The organism is Stenotrophomonas sp. 21LCFQ19 (assembly GCF_056861425.1).
The window spans coordinates 19157-43393 of record NZ_JBSPUF010000010.1; the positions used below are offsets into that span (position 1 = coordinate 19157).

The 24237-nt window shown below is 65.1% G+C and carries 20 protein-coding genes; 6 read left to right on the forward strand and 14 right to left on the reverse strand.

Features of this window, described 5'->3' with window-relative positions:
* Nucleotides 1-17: 17 nt before the first annotated feature.
* From AC13FW_RS12230 to AC13FW_RS12285, 12 genes are all read right to left on the reverse strand, one after another.
* Nucleotides 18-1211: a 1-deoxy-D-xylulose-5-phosphate reductoisomerase gene (locus tag AC13FW_RS12230; RefSeq protein WP_482989228.1), complete on the reverse strand. Its 1194-nt coding sequence runs from the start codon at nucleotides 1209-1211 to the stop codon at nucleotides 18-20.
* Nucleotides 1212-1213: 2 nt separating this feature from the next.
* Nucleotides 1214-2032 (reverse strand): phosphatidate cytidylyltransferase, encoded by an 819-nt coding sequence (locus AC13FW_RS12235; protein WP_282267390.1) that lies wholly within the window; start codon nucleotides 2030-2032, stop codon nucleotides 1214-1216.
* Nucleotides 2029-2802: a polyprenyl diphosphate synthase gene (gene uppS, locus AC13FW_RS12240; protein ID WP_482989229.1), complete on the reverse strand. Its 774-nt coding sequence runs from the start codon at nucleotides 2800-2802 to the stop codon at nucleotides 2029-2031. The genes AC13FW_RS12235 and uppS overlap by 4 nt, the downstream gene beginning before the upstream one ends.
* A 3-nt stretch (nucleotides 2803-2805) precedes the next feature.
* Nucleotides 2806-3363: a ribosome recycling factor gene (gene frr, locus AC13FW_RS12245; protein ID WP_282267388.1), complete on the reverse strand. Its 558-nt coding sequence runs from the start codon at nucleotides 3361-3363 to the stop codon at nucleotides 2806-2808.
* Between the two features lie 75 nt (nucleotides 3364-3438).
* A complete protein-coding gene (gene pyrH / locus AC13FW_RS12250) occupies nucleotides 3439-4167 on the reverse strand; it encodes a UMP kinase (RefSeq protein WP_313169345.1) in 729 nt (242 codons plus the stop codon).
* Nucleotides 4168-4277: 110 nt separating this feature from the next.
* Nucleotides 4278-5783, reverse strand: coding sequence for an HDOD domain-containing protein (locus tag AC13FW_RS12255; RefSeq protein ID WP_482989230.1), 1506 nt, complete (start codon nucleotides 5781-5783; stop codon nucleotides 4278-4280).
* Between the two features lie 160 nt (nucleotides 5784-5943).
* Nucleotides 5944-6822, reverse strand: a complete 879-nt coding sequence (tsf, locus tag AC13FW_RS12260) for a translation elongation factor Ts (RefSeq protein WP_282267382.1) — start codon at nucleotides 6820-6822, stop codon at nucleotides 5944-5946.
* Between the two features lie 132 nt (nucleotides 6823-6954).
* Nucleotides 6955-7764, reverse strand: a complete 810-nt coding sequence (gene rpsB / locus AC13FW_RS12265; RefSeq protein WP_481533949.1) for a 30S ribosomal protein S2 — start codon at nucleotides 7762-7764, stop codon at nucleotides 6955-6957.
* Nucleotides 7765-8077: 313 nt separating this feature from the next.
* On the reverse strand, nucleotides 8078-9085 hold the full coding sequence (locus AC13FW_RS12270) for a Csu type fimbrial protein (RefSeq protein WP_482989231.1): 1008 nt from the start codon (nucleotides 9083-9085) through the stop codon (nucleotides 8078-8080).
* Nucleotides 9082-11412: a fimbria/pilus outer membrane usher protein gene (locus AC13FW_RS12275; RefSeq protein WP_482989232.1), complete on the reverse strand. Its 2331-nt coding sequence runs from the start codon at nucleotides 11410-11412 to the stop codon at nucleotides 9082-9084. Before AC13FW_RS12275 ends, AC13FW_RS12270 begins: the two co-directional genes overlap by 4 nt.
* 13 nt (nucleotides 11413-11425) lie before the next feature.
* Nucleotides 11426-12211: a fimbrial biogenesis chaperone gene (locus tag AC13FW_RS12280; RefSeq protein ID WP_482989233.1), complete on the reverse strand. Its 786-nt coding sequence runs from the start codon at nucleotides 12209-12211 to the stop codon at nucleotides 11426-11428.
* 11 nt (nucleotides 12212-12222) lie between these two features.
* The gene (locus AC13FW_RS12285) at nucleotides 12223-12735 is read right to left on the reverse strand and encodes a Csu type fimbrial protein (protein ID WP_296251309.1); all 513 of its coding nucleotides are present in this window, start codon (nucleotides 12733-12735) and stop codon (nucleotides 12223-12225) included.
* Between the two features lie 376 nt (nucleotides 12736-13111).
* Between AC13FW_RS12285 and map the strand changes: the two genes are divergently transcribed.
* The 6 genes from map (at nucleotide 13112) to AC13FW_RS12315 (ending at nucleotide 22232) form a co-directional block, all read left to right on the forward strand.
* A complete protein-coding gene (gene map, locus AC13FW_RS12290) occupies nucleotides 13112-13888 on the forward strand; it encodes a type I methionyl aminopeptidase (protein ID WP_282267370.1) in 777 nt (258 codons plus the stop codon).
* A gap of 20 nt (nucleotides 13889-13908) precedes the next feature.
* Nucleotides 13909-16524 carry a [protein-PII] uridylyltransferase gene (locus AC13FW_RS12295; protein ID WP_482989321.1) on the forward strand — a complete coding sequence of 872 codons (2616 nt, stop codon included), beginning with the start codon at nucleotides 13909-13911 and terminating at the stop codon, nucleotides 16522-16524.
* On the forward strand, nucleotides 16524-17591 hold the full coding sequence (gene dapD / locus AC13FW_RS12300; RefSeq protein WP_482989234.1) for a 2,3,4,5-tetrahydropyridine-2,6-dicarboxylate N-succinyltransferase: 1068 nt from the start codon (nucleotides 16524-16526) through the stop codon (nucleotides 17589-17591). Before AC13FW_RS12295 ends, dapD begins: the two co-directional genes overlap by 1 nt.
* 157 nt (nucleotides 17592-17748) lie before the next feature.
* The gene (locus tag AC13FW_RS12305; RefSeq protein WP_313272720.1) at nucleotides 17749-18105 is read left to right on the forward strand and encodes a Spx/MgsR family RNA polymerase-binding regulatory protein; all 357 of its coding nucleotides are present in this window, start codon (nucleotides 17749-17751) and stop codon (nucleotides 18103-18105) included.
* A gap of 63 nt (nucleotides 18106-18168) precedes the next feature.
* Complete coding sequence (dapE, locus tag AC13FW_RS12310) at nucleotides 18169-19296, forward strand: succinyl-diaminopimelate desuccinylase (RefSeq protein WP_482989235.1); 1128 nt, start codon at nucleotides 18169-18171, stop codon at nucleotides 19294-19296.
* Nucleotides 19297-19352: 56 nt separating this feature from the next.
* Nucleotides 19353-22232, forward strand: coding sequence for a GGDEF domain-containing protein (locus AC13FW_RS12315; protein WP_482989236.1), 2880 nt, complete (start codon nucleotides 19353-19355; stop codon nucleotides 22230-22232).
* 67 nt (nucleotides 22233-22299) lie between these two features.
* Here the strand turns inward: AC13FW_RS12315 and AC13FW_RS12320 are convergent, their stop codons facing one another.
* Nucleotides 22300-22986: a pentapeptide repeat-containing protein gene (locus tag AC13FW_RS12320; RefSeq protein ID WP_482989237.1), complete on the reverse strand. Its 687-nt coding sequence runs from the start codon at nucleotides 22984-22986 to the stop codon at nucleotides 22300-22302.
* 97 nt (nucleotides 22987-23083) lie between these two features.
* Nucleotides 23084-23980, reverse strand: a complete 897-nt coding sequence (locus AC13FW_RS12325; protein ID WP_482989238.1) for a tetratricopeptide repeat protein — start codon at nucleotides 23978-23980, stop codon at nucleotides 23084-23086.
* Nucleotides 23981-24237: the final 257 nt, after the last annotated feature.

The following is a 24237-nucleotide window of genomic DNA, read 5'->3' on the forward strand; positions in this document are numbered from 1 at the left end:
TCGGTTGTAGGGTGGGATCAGACATTCGGCAGGCGGGCAATGGCGGATTCGGTGATTTGGCGGGCCTGGGCATCAGCTGCCAACAGGGCGTCCAGTGTATCGGCCGCCACGTAGGGCAGGGTAGATAGCGTGTGTTCCACCAGTGCCGGGATCGACAGGAAGCCTATGCGCCCCTGAAGAAAGGCTGAAACGGCGACTTCGTTGGCTGCATTCAGGATCGCCGGGGCGCTGCCGCCGGCCTCCATCGCCTGCCAGGCCAGGCGCAGGCAGGGGAAGGCGTCCATGTCTGGCGCCTCGAAATCCAGCCGGCCCTGCGTCAGCAGGTCCAGCCCGCCGACGCCCGACTCGATCCGCTGCGGCCAGCCCAGGCCGACGGCCAGGGTGGTGCGCATGTCCGGCAAGCCAAGCTGGGCAAGGGTTGACCCGTCGATGAATTCGACCAGCGAGTGCACCAGGCTCTGCGGGTGCACCAGCACGTCGATGCGTGAACCGGGCACGTTGAACAGGTGATGGGCCTCGATGACTTCCAGGCCTTTGTTCATCAACGTCGCCGAATCGACCGAGATCTTCGGGCCCATCGACCACTTCGGGTGGGCAACGGCCTGGGCCACGGTCACCTTTTCCAGCTCGGCGCGGCCGCGCCCCCGGAACGGGCCGCCGGACGCGGTCAGAATGATGCGGCGGACGCCGGCTTCCAGCCGCGCGTCGCGTGAGCGCAGGCATTGGAAGATGGCGTTGTGCTCGCTGTCGATCGGAATGATCTCGGCGCCGGCGTTGGCGGCCTCGCGGGTCAGCAGCTCGCCGGCCAGTACCAGTGATTCCTTGTTGGCCAGCAGCAGGCGCTTGCCGGCGCGGGCGGCGGCGAGCGTGGAAGACAGGCCGGCGGCACCAACAATGGCGGCCACAACGGTATCGCAGCAGTCGCTGGCGGCCAGTGCGTCGATGGCTTGATGGCCGGCATGTGCTTCGGTCGTCAGTCCGGCGTCCTTCAGGCCGTCACGCAGGCGCGCGAACAGCGCCGGGTCGGCAATCGCGGCGTGATCCGGACGGTGCTGACGGCACAGCGTTATCAGCCCATCCACATTGCTGCCCGCTGCCAGCACGCTGGCGCGCATCTGCTGCGGGTGGCGGGCCATCACATCCAGCGCCGAGGTGCCGATGGAGCCGGTGGCGCCAAGGATGGCGACCTGACGTATTGAAGGGGTGGACATGCTTAGAAGCCGAAGATTTCCTTGCCCAGCGCGAATACTGGTAGCGCGGCGAGCACGCCGTCTATGCGGTCCAGCACGCCGCCATGGCCGGGAATGATGTGGCCCGAGTCCTTGGCACCGGCGTGGCGTTTGAGCAGGCTTTCAAACAGGTCGCCCAGCACCGAAGCCAACACTGCCACCGCGGTGACCAGCATCAGCCAGCCGAACTGCGGGGCCTGTACGCCGGCAAGCCAGCCGAATACGCCAGCGGTAACCAGGCCGGCGACCAGTCCGCCAAGCAGTCCTTCAATGGTCTTGTTGGGGCTGATGCGCGGGGCCAGCTTGTGCTTGCCAAAGGTGCGACCGGCGAAATACGCGCCGGAATCGGCCGCCCAGACCAGGGTCAATGCGGTCAACAACCACAGGTGGCCATTGCTGCCAGCGTGGATCAGGACCAGCGAGGCCCAGGCCGGGATGATCGCCAGGCTGCTGGCGGCGAGCTTCAGCATGCGAGCGCTGCTTTCGTCATGCGCGCCAAAATCGAAGAAACGCAGCCACAGCAAGGCCAGCAGCCAGAAGCCGACGCCGACCAGCGCGGCCAGTTGGAACAGCACCATGCTGCCATCCGAGGCCCAGACCAGCAGCACCATCAGCAGCAGGTTCAGCACCACCAGCACGGTACGCGGCAGGCCAACCACGCCGGTGAGCTTGAGCCATTCCCACAGGCCGACCAGGAACACCAGGGCGGCAGCGGCGGCCAGCCATTGGCTTGGCAGGAACAGGATTGCGCAGATCGCCACCGGGGCCATGATCAGCGCTGCAATCACGCGGGTCTTTGTCATGAATGTGCGCTCGCTGCCGCAGCGGCGGCAATCTGGGCGCTGGTCAGACCAAAGCGGCGCTCACGCCTTGCATAGTCATCCAGTGCCAGTTGAAGGACGGCCGCATCGACATCCGGCCACAGCACGTCAGTGAACCACAGTTCGCTGTAAGCCAGCTGCCATAGCAGGAAGTTGCTGATGCGGGTGTCGCCACCGGTACGGATGAACAGGTCCGGCGGCGCCATGTCGGCCAGCGCCACGTGCTGGCCAAGGGCCTGCTCGTCGATCTGCTCGGGGCGCAGGGTGCCGGCGGCGACCTGTTCGGCCAGGGCACGCGCAGCCTGTGCGATGTCCTGGCGACCACCGTAGCTGGCGGCGATGCTCAGGGTCATCGCGGTATTGCCGACCGTGCGTTGCTCTGCCTTGTCCATGCGCTGGACGATGCTGCCGGCGAAGCGGCTGCGGTCGCCGATGAAGCGCACGCGCACGCCGCGACGGTGGAGTTCATCCACCTCGCGGTCCAGTGCGCCGAGGAACAGCTTCATCAGCGAGTCGACTTCTTCCTGCGGGCGGCCCCAGTTTTCACTGGAAAACGCAAACAGGGTGAGTGCGCCAACGCCACGCTCGAGGCAGAAGTCGATGCTGCGGTTGACCGCGCGCGCACCGGCACGGTGGCCGATCATGCGCGGCCGCCGGCGTTGCTGCGCCCAACGGCCATTGCCATCCATGATGATGGCAATGTGCCCCGGCAATGCCGGGGCCGCGGTGTCGTCGTGCAGGACGGAGGACACGCCTCAGACCGCCATCAGTTCCTGTTCTTTGAGCTTGACCACTTCGTCGACGTCCTTGATCGCCTTGTCGGTCAGCTTCTGGATGTCGTCCTGGCTGCGACGGTCGTCATCCTCGGTGATCGCCTTGTCCTTGAGCAGCTTGGCCACTTCCTGGTTGGCGTCACGGCGGATGTTGCGGATGGCGATCTTGGTTTCTTCGCCTTCCTTGCTCACCGACTTGGCCAGTTCCTTGCGGCGCTCTTCGGTGAGCGGCGGCAGGTTCAGGCGGATCACCGTGCCCATGGTGGTGGGAGTGATGCCGATGTCGGAGGCATAGATGGCCTTTTCCACGTCCTTGATCATGTTCTTGTCGAACAGGGTGATCACCAGCGAACGTCCTTCGGACACGCTGATGCTGGCCACCTGATTCAAGGGGGTGTCGGTGCCGTAAGCCTTGACCTTGATGCCGTCCAGCAGGGTCGGCGAAGCGCGACCGGTGCGGATGGTGGTGAGGGTATGGCGCAGAGCTTCGATGCTCTTGGTCATGCGCGCCTGCGCATCTTGCTTGATATCGTTGATCATCGGCCGAATCCTGGATGTTTCTAGAACCGGCCGATTATAGGCGATTACCCCTGCCCACCGCGCCGGCAGCGTGGGTCAGTGTGCGTCGCGGCCGTGCACCAGGGTGCCGATGGGCTCGCCGTGCAGGATTTTCAGCAGTTCGCCGGGCTGGCTCATGTCGAAAACGCGCAGCGGCAGGTCGCTGTCACGGGCCAGCGCAAAGGCAGCCGTGTCCATGACTTCCAGGCCCTGGTTGATGACCTGGTCGTAGCTCAGGCTGTCATAGCGGACCGCATCGGCATGCTTGTTCGGGTCCTTGTCATAGACGCCGTCGACCTTGGTGGCCTTGAGCAGCAGGTCGGCGCCGATCTCGATGGCACGCAACGCGGCGCCCGAATCGGTGGTGAAAAACGGGTTGCCGGTGCCGGCGGCGAAGATCACCAGGCGGCCCTTTTCCAGATGGCGGATGGCGCGGCGGCGGATGTAGTCCTCGCACACGTCGTTGATCTTGATCGCGCTCATCACCCGGGCCTTGCCGCCGGCCTTTTCAAGTGCGTCCTGCATGGCGAGGGCGTTGATGACCGTGGCCAGCATGCCCATGTGGTCGCCGGTGACGCGGTCCATGCCGCCTGCGGCCAGGCCGGCGCCGCGGAAGATGTTGCCGCCGCCAACCACCAGTGCGATTTCGACGCCGGCGTTCTGGGCCTCGATGACTTCATGGGCCAGCCGGTTGATGACCTTGGGGTCGATGCCGTAGTCCTCGTCTCCCATCAGCGCCTCCCCGGAAAGTTTCAACAGGATGCGGCGGTAGGCGAGCTTGGACATGGTGACCTCAGATGGCTGGAAAACGCGGGGGATTCTAACGGATGCCGCAGTTTCAGGTGACATCTATTGTTGCAATGCAGCGACAAAACCCGGGTCAATCGGAATCCGGTTCAGCAGGCGGTGGGGTGGGGATCCGGGGCGCGGGCGATGACCCGGTTGCGGCCAAGGTTCTTGGAGCGGTACAGCACGTCATCGGCGGCCTTGAGCAGGTCGCGCATGTCGGTGAAGCGCTCGTATGCACCATGGGTGGCGACGCCGGCCGAGAAGGTCACATGCAGCGGCATGTCGGCAACAGTGACGATCGGGGACTGGGTGATGGCGACCAGTACGCGGCGGATCACGTCCAGGGCGGTCTGCTCATTGGTGCCGGGGAACAGCACCACGAACTCCTCGCCGCCGAAGCGCGCCACGGTATCGCTGCCGCGCAGCTGGCCCTGCAGCTGGCTGGCGAATGCCTGCAGGACCTGGTCGCCGACCAGGTGGCCGTGCTGGTCATTGATCTTCTTGAAGTCGTCCAGGTCGATGAAGGCCACCGACAGTGGCCGGTCGGCGCGGCCGGCGCGGTCGAACTCCTGCGCCAGCACCACTTCCAGCTGGCGCCGGTTCAACAGGCCGGTGAGTGCGTCCAGGTGCGCCTGTTCGGTCAAGCGGCGAGCCTGCTGCTCGAAATCATCGGCACGTCGCTTGGCGGCACCGGCATCCTGCAGCTCGCGCAGGTTGCGCAGGGCCATCAACTCGGCGGCGTGATCGAGCAGGTAGGTGATGCGGGCGGGGGACGGCACCGGCACATCGAACAATGCGCTGATCTCCGGCAGCATCTGGCTGACCTGTTGCAGCACCAGTTCGAACTGGCTGCTGTCCATTTCCAGTTGTGCATGCACCAGGCGCAGGGCGGTGTCGCGGGCCTGGTCGGTGTCCTTGCTCAGCCAGATCTCCGCAATGCTGCCTGACAGGGCAACGCAGCGGCCGAACAGGTCGGTTGGTTCGGCCGGCGCTTCGCTGTGCCTGATGGCGTCGACCAGATAGGGCGGCAGGCCCCATTGCTCGCACAGCTCGGCGCCGATGTCGGCGTGGCTGCACTCGAATATGGCGCGTTCGTGGGCGAGCAGTTCCTCATTGCTGCCGGCACCGGCAAGCAGGCTGGGGTAGTTGTCGCTGCGCAGCTGCAACAGGGCGAGGATGCCGATGTCCTGCAGCAGGCCGGCCAGCATCAGTTCTTCCACCTTGCGGACGTTGCGTGCCAGCCCCAGGTAGCGCGCGGCCAGGGCACTGAGGATGCTGCGCCGCCAGACTGCCTGCAGCAGCTGTGCGTGGTCTTCGTCCTCGCGCAGTGCGCGTGACAGGCTGAAGCCCAGCGCCAGCTGCAAGGTGGCGTTGAGGCCGAGCATGGTCAATGCCTGGCCCAGGTTTTCAATGCGGCGGCGGCTCGCGTACAGAGGGGAGTTGGCGATGCGCATCATGCGTGCGCTCAAGCCCATATCCAGCGCTATCACGTCAGCGGCGCTGGCGATGTCGGTTTCCGGGTCCTGCGCAAGCTCGATCAAACGGACGGCGATGGCCGGTGGCGAGGGCAGGTTGCGGCAGAGGGACAGGGCTGCAGTGAGCTCGGGGGACATGTCGAAGAAGCAGGCGGCAGTGGCGCAAGCATACAGGATGGTTTAAGCAAAGACGGGGTCTTGCAGTCCAGTGCCGGACGTGTGTTGTCGCGGGTACTTCGTGGCAAAGAAAAAGCCGCGGATAACCGCGGCTTTTTCAGGTGTTGCGGGTGGCAGGTACTTAGACCTGCATCGCCTTGGCAACTTCGGCGGCGTAGTCTTCCACCACCTTCTCGATGCCTTCGCCGACAGCCAGGCGCTGGAAGCCGACGACGTCGCCGCCAGCGGCCTTGACGGCCTGCTCGACGGTCTTGTCGCTGTCCAGCACATAGCTCTGGCCGTACAGGGTCACTTCGCTGATGATCTTGTTGATCTTGCCGCTGATGATCTTTTCCAGGATGTCAGCCGGCTTGGCCTTGTCCTTGTCGGTCATCTTGGCCAGCTCGATTTCCTTTTCCTTTGCAACGAAGTCGGCCGGAACGTCGGCTGCCTTGTTGTGCGGCGGGTTCATCGCGGCCACGTGCATTGCCAGGCCCGAAGCCAGCTCGGCGTTGCCGCCGGCCAGCTCGACCAGCACGCCGATCTTGCCGTTGCTGTGCACGTAGGTGCCAACGGTGTTGTCGCCGCTGATCTTGACCAGGCGACGGATCTGGATGTTTTCACCCAGCTTCTGGATCGCGATGGCGCGGGTCTCTTCGACGGTTTCGCCGCTGGCCAGCTTGACCGACTTCAGGGCTTCAACGTCGGCGGCGCCGGATGCCAGGGCGGCAGCGGCAACGGCATCGACGAATGCCTTGAAGTTGACGTCGTTGGCAACGAAGTCGGTTTCCGAGTTCACTTCGACCAGGACGGCGTTGCCGCCGTTGCTGGCGACGCCCACGCGGCCTTCAGCGGTGACGCGGTCGGCCTTCTTGTCGGCCTTGGCAGCGCCGGACTTGCGCAGGGCTTCCGCCGCTGCGTCGATGTCGCCGTTGGTCTCGGACAGAGCCTTCTTGCACTCCATCATGCCGGCGCCGGTGCGCTCGCGCAGTTCCTTGACCAGGGAAGCAGTGATTTCCATGGAATTACCTCATCAATAGAAAGGGGTAGGCCGGCCATGATGGCCGGCCGTTGTTACGCAGCCCTGTCAGCGATCGGCGCCTCGGGCGCCAGCGCAGGGGAGCGGGTGCAGTAGCTGCACCCGCCAGGGGGATCAGGCCGAAGCCTCGTCGCCCTTCTTGGCACCAGCCTTCTTGGCCGGAGCGCGACGGGCCGGCTTGGCTTCTTCGCCAGCAGCGGCTTCGCTGAACTCTTCTTCGCGCACGGTGGCGGCGTTCGGAGCAGCAGCCTTGCCTTCCAGCACGGCGTCAGCGGCGGCGCGAGCGTACAGCTGCACGGCACGGATGGCGTCGTCGTTGCCCGGGATGGCGTAATCAACCAGTTCCGGGTTGTAGTTGGTGTCAACCACGGCGATCACCGGAATGCCGAGCTTCTTGGCTTCCTTGATGGCGATGTCTTCGTGACCGATGTCGATGACGAAGATGGCGTCGGGCAGGCGGTTCATTTCCTTGATGCCGCCCAGCGAGGCTTCCAGCTTGTCGCGCTCACGGCGCAGGCCCAGCACTTCGTGCTTGACCAGCTTGTCGAAGCTGCCGTCGGTTTCACCGGCTTCCAGTTCCTTCAGGCGGGCAACCGACTTCTTCACGGTGGCGAAGTTGGTCAGGGTGCCGCCCAGCCAGCGCTGGTTCATGAACGGCATGCCGCAACGCTCTGCTTCTTCCTTGATGGATTCGCGTGCGCTGCGCTTGGTGCCCAGGAACAGGATGGTGCCGCGCTTCTGGGCAACCGAGGAGATGAAGTTCATCGCATCGTTGAACAGCGGGACGGTCTTTTCCAGGTTGATGATGTGGATCTTGCCGCGGGCGCCAAAGATGTACTGGCCCATCTTCGGGTTCCAGTAACGGGTCTGGTGGCCGAAGTGGACGCCGGCTTCCAACATCTGACGCATGGTGATCTGGGGCATTGCAAAACTCCTGATGGTGGAACTGACACCGCGCGCGCCCGGTTTGTTGGGGTCGTGCTGCGATGCGCGGCTTTCATGTCGAGCGCGCAAACAGTTCCGGGGTTGGGCTTCCCTGGCGCCTCCGTGGCCGAACCCTGACGAACAGGGCACCCCGGCACGGATGGGGGCGACAGGTGAGGATTCACCGGTTGACGCCCGGTGTCAGCGCGCTCCAACGGGCATGCGCCCGAAAAAGCCGGCGAAGTATAGCCCCTGGCTGGGCTGCGCGCAATTTGCCGGATCAGCGAGGGGCAGCGGCCTAAAGGGGGGCGGCCTAATAGGTAAGCGTGACCGTGATCGTGTCGCTGTAGCTGCCTGGAATGGGGGCCGGCTGTGGGAACACCCTGCCATAGACGGGGAAGGCTACATCTTCGTTTTCACCCACATCACTGGCGCCGGTCGCCTCCGAGTCGCCCCAGGGGATGAGCAGCGCCGGGTCGAGGTAGAGCTCGTAGGGGAGGAAGTTGCCATTTGAGGCCATCCTGCGCTGCCCATTGGCAGGGTTGTTGCCGTTGCTCAGGGTCATGGTCCATACCGTGCCGGTAGCGCAGCGTATGCGGATCAGCGAGCTCTGGTCGCGGGGGGCGTCGAGGCGGCTGGCGCTGCCGAAGTCCAGGTCGGTGGCGATGGTGATCAGGCAGGCGCTGGGCACTTGCGCGCTGACCGTGCCAAAAAGGAACTGCGATTGACCAGCACCACCCAACAAGGGAAAGGTGCCATCGCGGCAGTTCTCTGCGGTTGGTGGCGCGAGTAGTGGTGGGCCATAGCTGTAACGGAGGATGGAGGTGCCTGGGTTGCCCTGGTATCGGTAGGCTGCTGGCACCGTCTGGCCTCCCGGGACGCGGGCATAGATGTTGAACGGGATCTGTTGTGGGCCCAGGGCGCCTGCCTGGATCGAGATCGCATAAACGGGCTGGCTGCCGCCCAAAGCGCCGAGCAGCTGTGTCTGCGCCGGGTTCGCATAGAGGTCGTAGTTCATCAGGGCGCCTGCGTCATTTGTCATGCGGCGTGGTGCCACGCCGCCGGGAACGCCTTCGCCGGGGAAGATGCAGGCGGTGATCTGGTTGCCGAACGGCGCCAGGCCCTGGCAGCTGACGACGACAGTGGCCGCTGTGTCGGTAGTGGCCGTGCCGCGGATTTCGCCGAAGTCGATGTTCGGGCTGCGGATCACCTGGCAGCTTTGTGCCCACGCGAAGAACGGGAGCCCTGCCAACGCCAGCAGCAGGATATGCAGGGTCGCGATGCGCAGTTTTCGCGGCGATGGCTTGGCAGCGTCGCTCATGGTTGGCACTGCAGTGTCGTGATGCCGGGTGGATCGCTGCCTTGCACGATGGTGGGCAGGGGGAGCACACAGTCGTGGCTGTCGTCCACCGGGATGCGCAGCACCGCACCGGCAGGCGGGTCCTGCAGATACACCTCGCCGGCATGGCCGATGACGGTGGTTGCGACGACCTGGCTTGCCAGTTCGACTGCGATCGTGCTGCCGACGCCCAGCCATTTCCCATCCGCGCCGCGGACCTGCAGGCGCAGCGGGCGGCTTGGTTGCAGCTTGAAAACCACGCTTGCACCGCTGCCCGATGCAGGCACCACAAGCTGCTGCGGGGCATCCAGCGACAAATCCATTGGCAAGCCAAGGGTGTCGATGCTGATCAGGTTGCGTTGCCAGGCGCGCAGTGGGGTGACCAGCAGCTGCCCTTGCGCATCGGTGCTGCCGATCAAGCGGTTCTCCAGTCGTACCGGGACCTGCGCCACGCCATTGGTCGATACCAGGGCAAACGCGTCGTCAACCTGGCGCAGTGCACGTATGCCGCGGCCGAACCACACGATGCTGCCATTGGCATCGGCGTACCCGGTGGTACCGGCGTCGGGATCGTAGTCCATGCCGATACGCCACTGGCCGGCATCGCCCAGATGGCTCAGTTCGGCATTGGCGCTGCGGCGTGTGCCCAGGCTTGCCTGCGCGCGCCAGCCCCAGCCGCCCGCATCCGCCGGCACACTGCGACCTGCCTGCAGGGCAAGCGCGTTGCCGTCGCTGCCGTGGCGTACTGCGCTGCTGAGCTGGGTAAGCCGCCCCAGTGGCAGGGAGAGATACAGGTTGGCGCTGTCCGTGCGCCGGTTGTCGAGGTCGTGCTGGAGCTGCACGCTGAACCAGGCATTGCCATGCAGGTTGCGTGACCAGCCCAGCCCGGTCAGGCGGGTGGGGAGGCTGCCGGGGTAATGCTGGGAGATGTAGCTGAGGCTGAACTGGCCGCTGTGGACATTGCCCAGGCCCACGAAGAATTGATCGGTACGGCGGGGCAGGAGCGCATTGGCTAGAAACGCAGGGGCATCGCGGAAGTCGCTGCTGCTGCGCTGGGTGCGGGCCGAGACGCTGAAGCCATGCGCGCTCCATTGATAACCCAGTGCGTGTTGATGTCCGCGCATGATGCCGGCGCGACTGCTGCTGAAGGAGGCGCTCACTACCCCGCCGCGCTCGCCCAGCAGGGCCACCGCACCCATGCCGGCCAGCTGCAGGTCCGTGCTGAGCTCGGTATGCGCTTCGATGGTCAGGTGCTGGTGCACGCCGTGGCGCAGGCTGGCACTGGCCATCGGCCTGTCACCGTAAGCGAAGGAACGCAGCCCGTAATCCTCGCGCAACACGCCCAGATCCAGTGACCAGTCGCTCAGGCCGGCCTGCAGCAGGCTGGGCGTGCCGTATAGCGCAAACTCCAGCATGCGCTGCTGCCCATTGATATCGGTCACCAGCAGCTGCGCCTGGCCACTGCCGTTGAGGGTGGGGACGGCATCCAGTTGGAATCGCCCTGGCTGCACGTTGCGGCTGGCCTGGCGGATGCCATTGATGTACAGGTCGACCGTGGATGGCAGCAGGGCATCGCCGCTGAACGACGCCAATGGTGTCGTTACGCGATAGGGCTGCAGGGAAAAATCGCGTGACAGGTGTACGCCGGCGATGCGGACGGCGCGCGACCATTTCAGCGCGCCGGTCAGGGTGTCGCCAATGCCCAGGGTGAGCATCGGGCCGGGCAGGTCGAGTTGCCAGCGGCTGTCCAGGCGGATGTTGCGGTGCTGCCAGTGGCCTCGGTCAGCGTCCAGGCTGGTGTTCTGTGTGGTTGACCAGATGCCTGCCCCGACGCCGAACAGGCGTAGCTCGCTGAAGCTGTTGGCACGGCGGTATCCGCGTTGCTGTTGCGCATGCAGGTCGTAGTTGAGCAGGAGGCCGGGGCTGCTGTCGCTTGCAGCGAGTACGCTGGGAGGCGTCGCCGGACGCAGTTGAGTGGGTGGCCGATTCAGTCCGGCCAGCGGCAGCTGCAGCGCGAGGCGCTGGTTGCGGGCGTCGTAGCTGATCTCGATATCCGGCAGTTGGGCAAGATCAACCGACTGCTGGTTGGGCTCCACGCCCTCCGGCAGGCGCAGGCCCAGTTCCTGCAATGTCGCCGCGCTGGCGGACAGTTGCTGTCCGGTAGCGATGAAACGTGCCAGATGGGTGCTGCTGCCCTGGTTGATCCGGACTTCCAGATACAGCTCCTGCGGCAGCTGTTCGCCAATGCCGGTGGGTGCCGTATGCGGGCGGGCAGGAGGCGCGGCAGACAGGGAGGAGCTACTCGCCATGAGCATTGCCAGATCAAAGGTCAGCAGAGCGCAGCGGCTGCGGGATGGCGGCATCGTTCAGCCTGGCCTGCAAAGTGCCGGTGAGGGGGAAGGGGTGCGGTAGCGGCAGCGTCCATTGCATGTGTTGGCCTGCCAATACATAACCGAGCAGGCCGGGTGTCAGTTCAATCGGTGGGCCGTTCTCGGGCAGCCAGCGCAGCTGGCTCAGGCGCACGCGCTGTGCGCCCGTGTTGTGTACGGTCAGGGTCAGCAGGCCTGGGTCTAGCTGCCAGTGGGCGTGCAGTCCGCTCGTGTCGGCAGCGGCCTTGCTTCCCGGTTCGCGCGGGCTCGCCCCCCTAGGCAGGACGAACGCCGGGATCGAGTAGCGCAGCAGGAAATTCAAGCCCTGGTTGGGTTTGACGTGGGGGGCGGGGAGCTCGTCCACCAACAGGCGATAGGCCTGCTCCTGCGTGTCGCCTGTTGGCACGGGTGCCGGCCGCAGCACGCGAACCAATTGTCGTTGGCCGGGGCCAATCTGGACGATGGCCGGGCGCGCCAGCAGCATCTCCGATGGCTCAAGCACGTCGGCTGCATCGCTTTGCGTCCAGTGCTGTACGCGCACCTGTGCATGCAGTGGCTGATCGCCGTTGTTCTCCAGCCACAGTGCCTGCGCCTGCACGCCATCACTGAATTCCAACAGGATCGGCGCGACCTGTAGGTTGCCTGCGCTCGCCAATGGGGCCAATAACAGCAGGCCCCAGTGCGCCCGGCGCAAGGGGCGCGGAGCGGTGCCGCGCGCGCGTGGGCAGGCTGGCTGCATCTGGTCAGGCCTCAATAGGTGATCGTGGCAATCACCGTGTCGCCATAGCTGCCGGCTGGCGCATCGGTGGAAGGCACGCGGCCATAGACCGGGATGGTCTGCGCACTGGCGGTGCCGGTGCCGGCCAGGGTGTCGGTGCCGATTGCCTCACCCCAGAAATTCTGCCGGCCGGCATCGCGGTACAGCCCATAGGCAACGAAGTTGCTGGCGCCATCGCTCATGCGCCGGTTGTCTGCGGCGGCAGTGGTGCTGGTGGCATTGGCGCCGGGATTCATGCCGATGGTGTAGGGGGTGCCGTTGGTGCAGTTCACCTCCAGCGTGCCCTGGGCGTCGAGCGGAGTACCGGTGGCGCGGGCCACGCTGCCAAAGTCGATGTCGCTGGCGGCGACGGCCTGGATATCACAGGACTCGGTAATGACGATGCGGACCTGGAACTGTGCGGTCTGGGTTGCTGCCTGGGTGAGGCCTGCAGTTCCCGTCAATGCGATGCTGGCTGCGGTGATCAAGAGCGTGCGCGTGAGCATGTCGATTCTCCCGGCGGTTGGCGGCAGCGGCGAGGCCATGGTGCATGGCCCCGGGGCGCGCGCAGAGCAAAGCACGGCAGCGCAGCGCTGACACGTGTTCACGCTGGCAGTTTTGCCTGAACGGGGGATCTTGCTAAGTTCGGTCAATCGGGACGCCGCGCTGACCGGTCGTGGTCTCCCCGCTGGCTCAGAACACTCGCGCGAACGCTGCGACCAGGCGCTTGTCAGGACTGACTCGCATGAGTGCACACAGGCAGGCCGCCCGTCGGCGCTTCCGGTCGCAAAGGTGGCGGCCGGATCCTGGAGTGGCGCCTGACTCCGCGTTCATTAATGTGAAATACTTAGCGAAAAAGCCCAAATGGGGGATAATCGGCACATGGCAATCCAACTGAAAACCCCCGAAGAAATCGAGAAGATGCGCATCGCCGGTCGTCTGGCGGCTGAGGTGCTCGACATCATCACCCCGCACGTCAAGCCCGGTGTCACCACCGAAGAGCTGGATCGCATCTGCAACGACCACATCATCAACGTGCAGGGCACCATCCCGGCCAATGTGGGCTACCGCGGATTCCCCAAGACCGTGTGCACCTCGGTCAACAACGTCATCTGCCACGGCATTCCCAGTGAAGCCAAGGTGCTCAAGGACGGCGACATCGTCAATATCGACGTGACCGTCATCAAGGATGGCTGGCACGGTGATACCAGCCGCATGTATTACGTCGGCACGCCGTCGGTGATGGCCAAGCGCCTGGTGGAAACCACCAAGGAAGCGATGTGGCGCGGTATCCGTGCGGTCAAGCCGGGCGCGACGCTGGGCGATGTGGGTCATGCGATCCAGGAATTCGCGGAAGCTGAGCGTTTCAGCGTGGTGCGTGAGTACTGCGGCCATGGCATCGGCAAGGTCTACCACGACGAGCCGCAGGTGCTGCATTACGGCCGTCCGGGCCAGGGCCTGGTGCTCAAGCAGGGCATGACCTTCACCATCGAGCCGATGATCAATGAAGGCACCCGCTACACCAAGGTGCTGCCCGATGGCTGGACCGTGGTGACCAAGGACCGCAAGCTCTCGGCTCAGTGGGAACACACCATTGTGGTGACCGAGGATGGCGTTGAGGTATTGACGTTGTCCCCGGCGGAATCCGCGCAGGCATGACCTCTTTGCCGGCGGGCCCGATTCTGGACACGCCGGCAGATCCTGCCGGTGACGCGCAATGGGCTGCTGATGCACGGCAGTCACTTGCCCACACCGATGCCCGCCTGGGCAAGCGCTTCGAGCAGACCGACAATGTCGAACGTCTGCCCGGCCTGCGCGCGCGTGCGGTCGATCAGCTGATCAGTGAAGCCTGGCAACGCTGCATTCCGGCGACAGCAGGCTTGGCGCTGTTCGCGGTCGGCGGCTACGGCCGTGGCGAGCTGTTCCCGCGCTCGGACATTGACCTGCTGGTGCTGGCCGAGACCGACGTGCAGCAACGCCACGAAGCCGCTTTGGCGCGCTTGTTCGCCCTGCTATGGGATGCCGGTTTGCCGGCCAGCCACGCAGTGCGCTCGGCCACGCAGTGCGTGCACGCCGCGGCTGACCAGACGGTGTTGACGGCCTTGATCGAGGCGCGTCCGCTGGTTGCGGACGCAACCGCCCAGCACGGTCTGGCGCGGGCGATCGCGCCCAGCCTGGTATGGCCGCCGCGTGAGTACTTCCTGGCCAAGCGCGAAGAGCTGCTTGCCCGCCACCAGCGCTTCGGTGATACCGCAGACAACCTGGAGCCGGACATCAAGGACGGCCCTGGCGGCCTGCGCGATCTCAATACCCTGGGCTGGATGGCGCTGCGTGCCTTCGGTGTCAGCAATATCGATGCGCTGGTCGGGCTGGGCCATCTGGGCCTGGACGAGGCCGCCGCGCTGAAGCGCGAACGCCAGGTATTGGCGCGGCTGCGTTTCGGCCTGCACCTGGTCGCACAGCGGCCGGAAGAGCGGCTGCGTTTCGATTACCAGAAGACCTTGGCCGCGCGCATGGGATTCGGCGATGACGCCGAAAGCCTGGGCGTGGAGAAGATGATGCAGGGCTTCTATCGCAGTGCCACGGTGATCCGCCGCATCAGCGACCGCCTGCTGCAACGCTTTGAAGAACAGTTTGACGGTGAGGCGACGCCGCAGCCGGTAGGTGATGGGTTCTCGCTGCGCCGCGGCTATCTGTCCGCCGACGATCCGTTCTGGCCGCATGGCGACATCCGCAGCATCTTTGCCTTGTTCGCGTGCTGGGCACGCACCGCCGATGTGCGCGGCCTGCATTCGATGACGGCCCGCGGTCTGGCCGAGATGCTGGACGAGATCCCCGACTACACCGCCGTGGACGACGACGTACGCGAACAGTTCATGGCCTTGCTGCGCGGTCCGCGTGCGGTCGATACGCTGGCGCGGATGGCGCGGCTTGGCGTGCTCGGTCAGTGGATTCCCGCATTCGCCGCAGTGTCCGGGCGCATGCAGTTCGATCTGTTCCATGTCTACACGGTGGACCAGCACACCTTGATGGTGCTGCGGAACATGGCCTTGTTCGCCAGCGGCCGCGCCGACGAGCGTTTCTCCATCGCGCACGAAGTCTGGCCGCGCCTGCGCAAGCCGGAGTTGCTGCTGCTGGCCGGGCTGTTCCACGACATCGCCAAAGGCCGTGGTGGTGATCATTCCGAACTGGGCGCGGTGGATGCGCGTGAATTCTGCAGCGCACATAGCCTGAGCAGCACGGACACTGAACTGGTGGCGTGGCTGGTCGAGCAGCACCTGCGCATGTCGGTGACCGCGCAGAAGCAGGACATCACCGACCCCGAGGTGATCCATCGCTTTGCCGGCCTGGTCGGCGACCGTGATCGTCTCGACTACCTGTACCTGCTGACCTGCGCCGATATCGCCGGCACCAGTCCCAAGATGTGGAATGCATGGAAGGACAGGCTGCTGGCCGACCTGTATTTCGCCACCCGCCGCGCGCTGCGCGAGGGTTTGGAGCACCCCCTGCCGGAAGCCGAACGGGTGCAGGAAGCGCGTGAAAACGTGCGTGAGCAGATGCGCCTGCTTGGTCATGAGGATGCGGTGATCGACCGCCAGTTCGCGGCCATGCCGGATGAGAGCTTCGTGCGTTTCCGCCCGGAGCAGCTGGTCTGGCAGGCTGCGTCCCTGGTGGAAATCCACAAGGGCGGCACCCTGGTCAAAGTGCGGCGGATCACTCCCGAGAGTGATGCACTGGAAGTGTTCGTGCACTCGCCCGACCGTGACGGCTTGTTCGCCGCGATCGTGATGACACTGGACCGTGCCGGCTACGGCATTCACCGTGCGCGCGTGCTCGACGGCCCCGGCGACACCATTTTCGATACCTTCGAGGTGACCCCGGCCGGCAGCTTCGCCGACGGCGATGCCGCGCGCCTGGAGTCCGTGCTGCGCAAGGCGCTGGCCGGCAATATCCTGATCCTGCGTCCCTCGCGGCGGGTGATGCCACGGCAGCTCAAACATTTCCGCTTCGCCCCGCGCATCGAGTTCCTCGACGCCAGTCATGAAGGCCGGACCGTCTTGAACCTGGTGGCGCCGGATCGTCCCGGCCTGCTTGCCGACGTCGCGCATGTGCTGCGTGACCAGCGCCTGCGCGTGCAGGACGCACGCATCGCCACCTTTGGCGAGCGTGCCGAGGATCAGTTCCAGCTTACCGATCGCCACGATCACCCCCTTACCGAAACCTCCATGCAGGCCCTGCGTGATGCATTGCTTGCCTGCCTGGATCCCGACAACAAGCCAGGAGACCCCCACTGATGGCAAGCAAGCCCGCAACCAGGAAGACCGTGACCAAGAAGACCGCCAAGAAGGCAGCGCCTGCAAAGGCCGCGCCGAAGAAAAAAGCCGCAGTAGCGACCAAGCCGGTCGCCAAGCCTGTTGCGAAGACGGTCAAGGCACCGGTCAAGAAGGTTGCCGCTGCCAAGCCGAAGTCGACCAAGCCGGTGACGCCATCGGTAGGTCCGCGCAGCCTGCGCAAGCCACCGGCACCGGGCGTGGCCGAGTTGAAGTTCAGCATCGAGAGCGCATTCGAGCGCCGCACCATGCTGACCATGGACGAGATCGAAGGTTCGACCCGCGCGCTGGTCAACCGCGTCATCGACGGCCTGGAGTCCGGCGAATTCCGCGTTGCCGAGCCTGATGGCAACGGCGGCTGGAAGGTCAACGAGTGGTTGAAGAAGGCGGTGCTGCTGTACTTCCGTGTCAATGACATGGCAGTGATGGACGGCGCCCCGGCCCCGTTCTGGGACAAGGTCGAGTCGCGCTTTGAAGGCTACGACGAAGCGGCCTTCCGCCAGGCCGGCGTGCGCGTGGTGCCGGGCGCGATTGCCCGTCGCGGCACGCACTTCGGCAAGGACGTGGTGCTGATGCCGAGCTTCACCAATATCGGCGCCCATGTGGGTGAGGGCACCATGGTTGATACCTGGGCCACGGTGGGTTCCTGCGCGCAGATCGGCAAGCATTGCCACCTGTCCGGTGGTGCCGGCATCGGTGGCGTACTCGAGCCGTTGCAGGCCAGCCCGACCATCATCGAAGACCATTGCTTCATCGGCGCGCGTTCGGAAGTAGTGGAAGGCGTGGTTGTCGGCCACCACAGCGTGATTGGCATGGGCGTGTTCCTGAGCCAGAGCACCCGTATCTACAACCGCGCCACCGGCGAAGTGACGTATGGCTATGTACCGCCGTACAGCGTGGTGGTCAGCGGCTCGCTGCCGTCCAAGGACGGCACGCACTCGCTGTACTGCGCGGTGATCGTCAAGCAGGTGGATGCCAAGACCCGCAGCAAGACCAGCGTCAATGACCTGCTGCGTGGGTTGGCGGACTGAGTTTTTCCTTCTCCCTTCGGGAGAAGGTGCCCCGAAGGGGCGGATGAGGGTTGGCGCGAAGCGCTGCAGTGCCAAGCCTGTGCGAGGCTTCGCCCTTACCCTCACCCCAACCCCTCTCCCGAATGGAGAGGGGCTACATCACCGCGAGCTTTGAACCATGACCACGATCTACGGACTGAAAAACTGCGACACCTGCAAGAAAGCCACCAAATGGCTGGATCGCTTCAATGTCGCCTACACCTTCGTCGACTACCGCGACAACAAGCCCAGCCCGGAAACCCTGCTCGAATGGGCTGGCAAAGCCGGCGGCTTCGCGGCGATGATCAACAAATCCTCGACTACCTGGCGACAGTTGCCGGACAACCGGAAGTCGCCTGAGTCCGATGCCGAGTGGAAGCTGCTGCTGCGCGAATACCCGCAGCTGATCAAGCGCCCGTTGGTGATCACCGACGATGGCACCCTGAGCCAGGGTTTCAGCGACAACGGCTTCAAGGCCCGTTTCAACATCGCCTGATCCGTCCTCCAGCAACCGTGGGAGCGGCGTAAGCCGCGAAGCCACCGACCCAAGAAGGCTGCAATGAACGACGTACTAGCCCTGACCTGCGATCTGATCGCCCGCCCCTCGGTAACCCCGGAAGACGCCGGCTGCCAACAGCTGATCGCCGGCCGCCTCAGCACCGCCGGCTTCAGCTGCGAGCACCTGCGCCTGGGCGAAGTGGACAACCTCTGGGCCACCCACGGCAGCGGTGCACCGGTACTGGTGCTGCTCGGCCATACCGATGTGGTGCCGACCGGGCCGGTCGAGGCCTGGAACAGCGACCCGTTCAAGCCGGAGGTGCGCGATGGCGTGCTGTACGGGCGCGGCACTGCCGACATGAAGGGCAGCGTTGCCGCCTTCGTGGTGGCCGCTGAGCAGTTTGTTGCCGCGCATCCGGACCATCCCGGCACGCTGGCGGTGCTGCTGACCAGCGACGAGGAAGGGGATGCCATCGATGGCGTCCGCCACGTTGCCAAACTCTTTGTCGAGCGCGGGCAGGGCATCGACTGGTGCATTACCGGCGAGCCGTCGTCAACCGCCAAGCTCGGCGACCTGCTGCGCGTCGGTCGCCGCGGCAGCCTTTCGGCCAAGCTGCGTATCAAGGGCGTGCAGGGCCATGTCGCCTATCCGGACAAGGCACGCAACCCCATCCATCTGGCCGCAGCGGCGTTGGCTGAGCTGACTGCCCGTCATTGGGACGATGGCTACGAAAGCTTCCCGTCCACCAGCCTGCAGATCTCGAACATCAACGCAGGCACCGGCGCCAACAACGTGATCCCGGGCGAGCTGCAGGTGATGTTCAACCTGCGCTACAACCCACATTGGAATGCGGACAAGCTGGAGGCCGAGATCGGCGCGTTGTTGGACCGTCACGGTCTGCACTACGACCTGCAGTGGCACCGCAGCGGCGAGCCGTTCTATACGCCGGAAGGGCGCCTGCGCAGCGTTGCCCGCGACGTTCTGGCCGAATTCGCCGGCGCCGCGCCGGAAGAAAGCACCGGCGGCGGGACGTCTGACGCCCGCTTCATCGCGCCCTTGGGCGCGCAGTGCATCGAAGTGGGGCCGGTGAATGCCAGCATCCACCAGGTCGATGAGAACGTGCGCGTCTCCGATCTGCAGGCGCTGCCTGACCTGTACAGGAAACTGATCGAAAAGCTGCTGGACTAAGCTGTTACGGTGCAAGTGCACAATCTTGCCGGGGGGGCGAGATGGACAGTGTTCAAATGCGGTTCCGTAAAGGGCTGATGGCCCTGCTGCTGGTGTGCCTGCTGCCATTCGCGCACGCCAGCACAACACTGCACGGCTTGCCGCTGCTACGTCAGTTCGGGGCAAGCCAATTGCCTGCCGCGCCAACCTATCCCGGCGTGGTCGTCGACCGCGCGGGCAACCTCTATGCTGCCAGTGGCGAAGGCGTGATGGCCTTCCGTAGCGGGGTATGGGAGCTGTTGGAGGCGTCTGGTGAAGCGCCGGTGTACTCGATCATGCTGGCGCGCGACGGCAGCATCGTTGTCGCCGGCGCAGGGGTTTTCGGACGCTTGCTGCGACAGCCTGATGGCACCCACAAATTCGTTGACCTTTTGCCACGCTTGGCCAGTGCGGGTCTGCTGCAAGGGCCGGTCGAGGTCTTCTCGTTGGGGGAGACCTCGCGTGGCGTGCACGCGGTAAGCGCTGGCGCCTTGTTCGTGCTTGAGAAGGACGGCAGCACCACGCGCATGCAGCTTCCCGCCGGCGCACGTACGCGTCCGCTGGTGGCTGGCGACGAGGTCTTCTTCCGGGTTCCGGGGCAAGGTCTTTACCGCGCTGACAAGGCGGCGATGGTGCTGGTCGAAGGCATGGAGTCGCTCGCCAAGCTGCGTGTTCCAGTGGCCTGGCCGTACCGGGGCGGCTTGCTGTTTGCCGCGGCCGATGGCTTCCATTTCAGCGATGGTGCGCGTGTGCGCAAGCTCGACACGGAGGCCGATGCGGCCTTCCGTCTGCACGAACCGTACACCGGTATTGCCCTTGCCGACGGTGGCTTCGCGATCGGCAGCTTCGACGGCACGATCATGCGTTTCTCCCCCGATCTGCACCTGCTCGACAGCTTTGCCGCGTGTGCGGGTGAGATGCACGACCTGGTGGAGGATCGCGAGGGCGCGGTGTGGATCTCAGGCGAGAACGGCATCGCGCGCCTGCGCTGGTCGCTGCCATGGACGCGCTATGGGCGCCTGCATGGCCTGGGCGGACGCATCTTCGACAGCACCTGGTATGACGGTCGCCTGTGGGTGGCAAGCATGGGGGTGTGGAGCACGCAACCCTCTGCGGCGGGCACGCCAATGTTCTCGCTCTCGCAATGGCCGCGACGTGATCTGGAGACCTTTGCGCTGGAGGGAACAAACGCCGGTCTCCTGATCGGAGATCGCTATGGACTGGCGGTGCTCGATCCCGGGCAAACGCAACCACGACGGCTGCTGCCGCCAGCGCTGGGTGACAGTGTCAGCAGGCTGATGCCCTCGGCGTTCGACGCCAGGCGCATGTTCGCGTTGACCAACACCAAGATCATCGTGCTCGGTCAACACGACGGGCGCTGGCAGCTGCAGGGGCAGTGGCAGATCGGTGGGGGCGCTGCGGGGGGCGTGTATGAAGTTGTCGCCGGCGAGTTGTGGGCAGGCGATGCAGGCGGTGGCGCTAGGCGCTGGCGCTTCGCTACGGAAAATGGCCAATTGCTCGCTGAGCAGCGCTTTGGGTCGAAGCAGGGCTTGCCTGTGGCAGCAGGGAAGGGCACTCGTTTGTTCCGGAGTGATCGCGTGCTGTACGCGATATCCGGGCAGCAGGTGCACCGTTTGCAGGGTGAGCGGTTTGTTGCCGCGGCTTTGCCCGTGTTGCCGGGGCTGCAGGCTCCCATGGAGCTGGAAGGCGAGGACAACGCCAAGGGCAGCTTCGCCTGGACGGCGCGACAGCTGTGGTGGCGCAAGCCCGGTGCGACCACGTTCCAACTGCAGCATGTCAGTGATAGCCGCGTGCCCGGCTTCAAGACGGTTGCCCTGCATCGCGACGGGCAACTGCGCGTGGTTACCCGCGACAGCGTATTGCAGTTGGATCCTGCTGCGATCGAGTCCGTCGCGGCACCAGCGCAGGCGCGGCTGGATCGCATCGAGCTGCAAGGTCCGAATCATCCGCCGGTACTGTTGCCGCTGTTGCCAAAGACAACGCCGCATTTGCCAGCGGGGGCGGGATTGGCCTTGCGCTTCGGCGTGCAGAGCATGGAGCCGGAGGTCGAGTTCCGCTACCGGATGCCGGGCCATCACGACGAATGGTCGCCATGGACGGCAGGGCGTGAGCTGACCTACCAGCGCCTGCCAGCGGGTGCTTACATCTTCCAGTTGCAGGCGAGGGTGCTGGGCGGCGCACCCACCGAGGCGATGAGCTACCCGTTGCAGGTTGCGCCCTTCTGGTACCAGCGGCCCTGGGTTCGGGTGGGCTTTGGCGTGGCGGGCTTGTTGTTCGTGGTCGCGGTGGTGCGGCTCCGCACCCGTGCCATCAATGCACAAAACCGCCTGCTTGAGCAGAAGATCAACGAGCGCACCGCCGAGCTGCAGAGCGCCAATTCCAGGCTCTCTGCCCTGGCGGTGACCGACGGACTCACCGGCATCGCCAACCGCCACGCGATGGAGAAGGCCTTGCCACGGGCGTGGCAGCGCTGCGTCGAACAGCAGGAGCCGCTGGCGGTGATGATGATCGACGTAGATCACTTCAAACAGTTCAACGACACCTACGGCCACCACATCGGTGACCTGCAGTTGCGCCGCGTTGCGCAGACCCTGGCCGCGCAGGTGACCGGTGCCGAAGAGCTGGTCGCACGCTATGGCGGCGAGGAGTTCGTGTTGATTCTGCCGGGTTGCGACGCGCAGATGGCGATGGCGCTTGGGGAGCGTCTGCGCAGTGCGGTGGAACAGGTGACCGGTGCGGCGGGGCAACGGGTGACCATCAGTGTCGGGGTGGCGGTTTGCACTCCGGTGCCTGGGGAAGACCCAATGGCGCTCGTACGCTGTGCCGACCTGGCACTCTATCGCGGCAAGCGCGAGGGGCGGAATCGGGTTGAGATCGCAACGCTGGATGCGGAGTGACCGGGAGGGGCATGACCTGGGCCAGCGGGAAGCCCGTACTGGTGCATATCCGAAGCACCTGTTTTCCCTAGGCGACGATCAACCCAAACGCCGCCAATGCCGCCGCAGCCTGCCGCTGCGAGATCACCGCCTTCTTGAAGTGCTTTGCGTCCATCAAGTTGAGGCCGCTGATATCGGTATCGCGCAGGTCGGCACCTTCGAAGCGGGTCAGGCGGGTCTGTGTGTTGCGCAGGCTGCCGCCGCTGAACACCGCATCGCGGAAGTCGCAGCCTGAGAGGTCGGCATCGGAGAAATCCATGCCTTCCAGCTGCGCTTTGCGGAATGACATGCCGCGCAGGTCGGCGCTGACCAGCAGGCAATCGCGGAACTCCAGCGCCCAGCCGCTTACTTCCTGCAGGTGGGCGCCGGTCAGCTTGCAGTCCTTGAACTGTACCGACGAGAGCGTGGCGCGTCGCCAGAAGCTGTTGTTGAGGTCGCAGTGATCGAAGCGCGAATCACTGAGCAGCGCGGAACTGAAGTCGCAGTGGCTGCCGCGGCATTTCAGCCACTGGCTTTCTTCCAGTGATGCGGCTAGCCAGTTCGCCCTGCTCAGCGAGCACTGCTTGAACTGGAAGCCGTCCATGTCCAGGCGCGAGAAATCGCCTTCGTCCAGCGTGCAGGATTCGAACACCGCTGCACGCGGGTGCGCGCGGATGATCTGCTGCATGCGCGCGCGGTCGATGGTTTCTTCGTGGAAAACCGGAGTGTTCGTCATGTCCAACTCTGCAGGTGCTTGCGCGTCATTCTGCGCGACATCGCTGTGCTGATGCAGTCTTGTTGCGGAGGACGTTGTGTGTACAGACCTGCTCGATCTATTCGAAGATGAAGAAGGGTGGCGCGATGGCCCGGCGCCAGTACGACTCCTCGGCCAGATAGAACTCCTGCGCCTGGGCGCGCGCGAACCATGCCGCCGCTTCAGTCTCATCTTTCGGCAGGCCTTTGCTGCCGCGACCGAGCGCCAAGCCGCTGAAGTACTGGCCGTAGACATTGCCCTGTTCGCCGGCGCGCTGATACCAGCGCAGTGCCTCGCGCATATCCGTTGGCATGCCGATGCCCGCTTCGTGCAAGGCGCCAAGATCGACCTGGGCCTCGGCATCGCCGCGCGCGGCACGCCGCTGGATGCGGGCGATGGTCGCATTGGTGGAGGGCTGGTCGGGGGCAAGGCGCGCAGCTTCGGTTGAGGCATGGGTTGCCTTGCGCAGTGCGTCCAGCTTGTACAACTCACGCATGTACACCGCCGAGCGCAGGCGCCAGCGCAGTGCGCCTGCCATGTCGCCCTCGCGTTCGTACCAACGTGCCAGATCGGACATGGCATACGGCGAGCCGTGGTAGGCGGCACTCTGGTACCAGCGCAATGCCTTGCGTGGTGATGGCTTGAAGCGCACATCCTCCGGCTTCTGCGGTTCGTCACTGCTGTCCAGGCGGCCGCGCTCAAGGAGCCTGCCCAATTGCTCCTCGGCCCCGGTGCTGCGGTGCGTGCGCGGTATTGTCGCCGCGGCGCGCGCGTACCAGTCCAGTGCGCGCGGGTCGTTCCAGGCCTGATACATCTTCGCCACCCGCAGTGCGGAATCGAACTGGCCATCGGCGGCCGCGGACAGCGCGTCGCGTTCGGTGTCGCTGGCAGGGCGGGTGTTGGGCGTTGTCGCGCAACCGAGCAGGATGAACAGGGGCAGGGCGTACAGCAGCACGCGGGGAGTGGGACGGGGCATCCAGCAGGTCCGGGCAAGGTGGCGGGGGATTATCGCGGAGTGCGCCGGCCCGGCCGCTGAATCGGTTGCCAAAGCAACAGTTGCGCGGGCGCCGAAAGCGGGATACGGTCAGCGCCATGTCCTCGTTCCTGGCCACCGCCGTCAACAACAACAACCGCAATAATCTGCGCGCGAATAATCGTGCGCGGCCACTGCGGGACTGCGACCAGAGCTAGAACAGGCAACACGCTCAGGACACCAGAAAACCCGCATCGGCC

Excerpts from the sequence above, each read along its gene's own strand:
- AC13FW_RS12230 (WP_482989228.1), bottom strand. The coding sequence starts at position 1,211 with ATGTCCACCCCTTCAATACGTCAGGTCGCCATCCTTGGCGCCACCGGC.
- AC13FW_RS12275 (WP_482989232.1), bottom strand. The coding sequence starts at position 11,412 with ATGGCGAGTAGCTCCTCCCTGTCTGCCGCGCCTCCTGCCCGCCCGCAT.
- AC13FW_RS12325 (WP_482989238.1), bottom strand. The coding sequence starts at position 23,980 with ATGCCCCGTCCCACTCCCCGCGTGCTGCTGTACGCCCTGCCCCTGTTC.
- AC13FW_RS12235 (WP_282267390.1), bottom strand. The coding sequence starts at position 2,032 with ATGACAAAGACCCGCGTGATTGCAGCGCTGATCATGGCCCCGGTGGCG.
- dapD (WP_482989234.1), top strand. The coding sequence starts at position 16,524 with ATGGCAAGCAAGCCCGCAACCAGGAAGACCGTGACCAAGAAGACCGCC.
- rpsB (WP_481533949.1), bottom strand. The coding sequence starts at position 7,764 with ATGCCCCAGATCACCATGCGTCAGATGTTGGAAGCCGGCGTCCACTTC.
- AC13FW_RS12315 (WP_482989236.1), top strand. The coding sequence starts at position 19,353 with ATGCGGTTCCGTAAAGGGCTGATGGCCCTGCTGCTGGTGTGCCTGCTG.
- frr (WP_282267388.1), bottom strand. The coding sequence starts at position 3,363 with ATGATCAACGATATCAAGCAAGATGCGCAGGCGCGCATGACCAAGAGC.
- AC13FW_RS12280 (WP_482989233.1), bottom strand. The coding sequence starts at position 12,211 with ATGCAGCCAGCCTGCCCACGCGCGCGCGGCACCGCTCCGCGCCCCTTG.
- AC13FW_RS12255 (WP_482989230.1), bottom strand. The coding sequence starts at position 5,783 with ATGTCCCCCGAGCTCACTGCAGCCCTGTCCCTCTGCCGCAACCTGCCC.
- AC13FW_RS12270 (WP_482989231.1), bottom strand. The coding sequence starts at position 9,085 with ATGAGCGACGCTGCCAAGCCATCGCCGCGAAAACTGCGCATCGCGACC.
- map (WP_282267370.1), top strand. The coding sequence starts at position 13,112 with ATGGCAATCCAACTGAAAACCCCCGAAGAAATCGAGAAGATGCGCATC.
- pyrH (WP_313169345.1), bottom strand. The coding sequence starts at position 4,167 with ATGTCCAAGCTCGCCTACCGCCGCATCCTGTTGAAACTTTCCGGGGAG.
- tsf (WP_282267382.1), bottom strand. The coding sequence starts at position 6,822 with ATGGAAATCACTGCTTCCCTGGTCAAGGAACTGCGCGAGCGCACCGGC.
- dapE (WP_482989235.1), top strand. The coding sequence starts at position 18,169 with ATGAACGACGTACTAGCCCTGACCTGCGATCTGATCGCCCGCCCCTCG.
- AC13FW_RS12320 (WP_482989237.1), bottom strand. The coding sequence starts at position 22,986 with ATGACGAACACTCCGGTTTTCCACGAAGAAACCATCGACCGCGCGCGC.
- AC13FW_RS12305 (WP_313272720.1), top strand. The coding sequence starts at position 17,749 with ATGACCACGATCTACGGACTGAAAAACTGCGACACCTGCAAGAAAGCC.
- AC13FW_RS12285 (WP_296251309.1), bottom strand. The coding sequence starts at position 12,735 with ATGCTCACGCGCACGCTCTTGATCACCGCAGCCAGCATCGCATTGACG.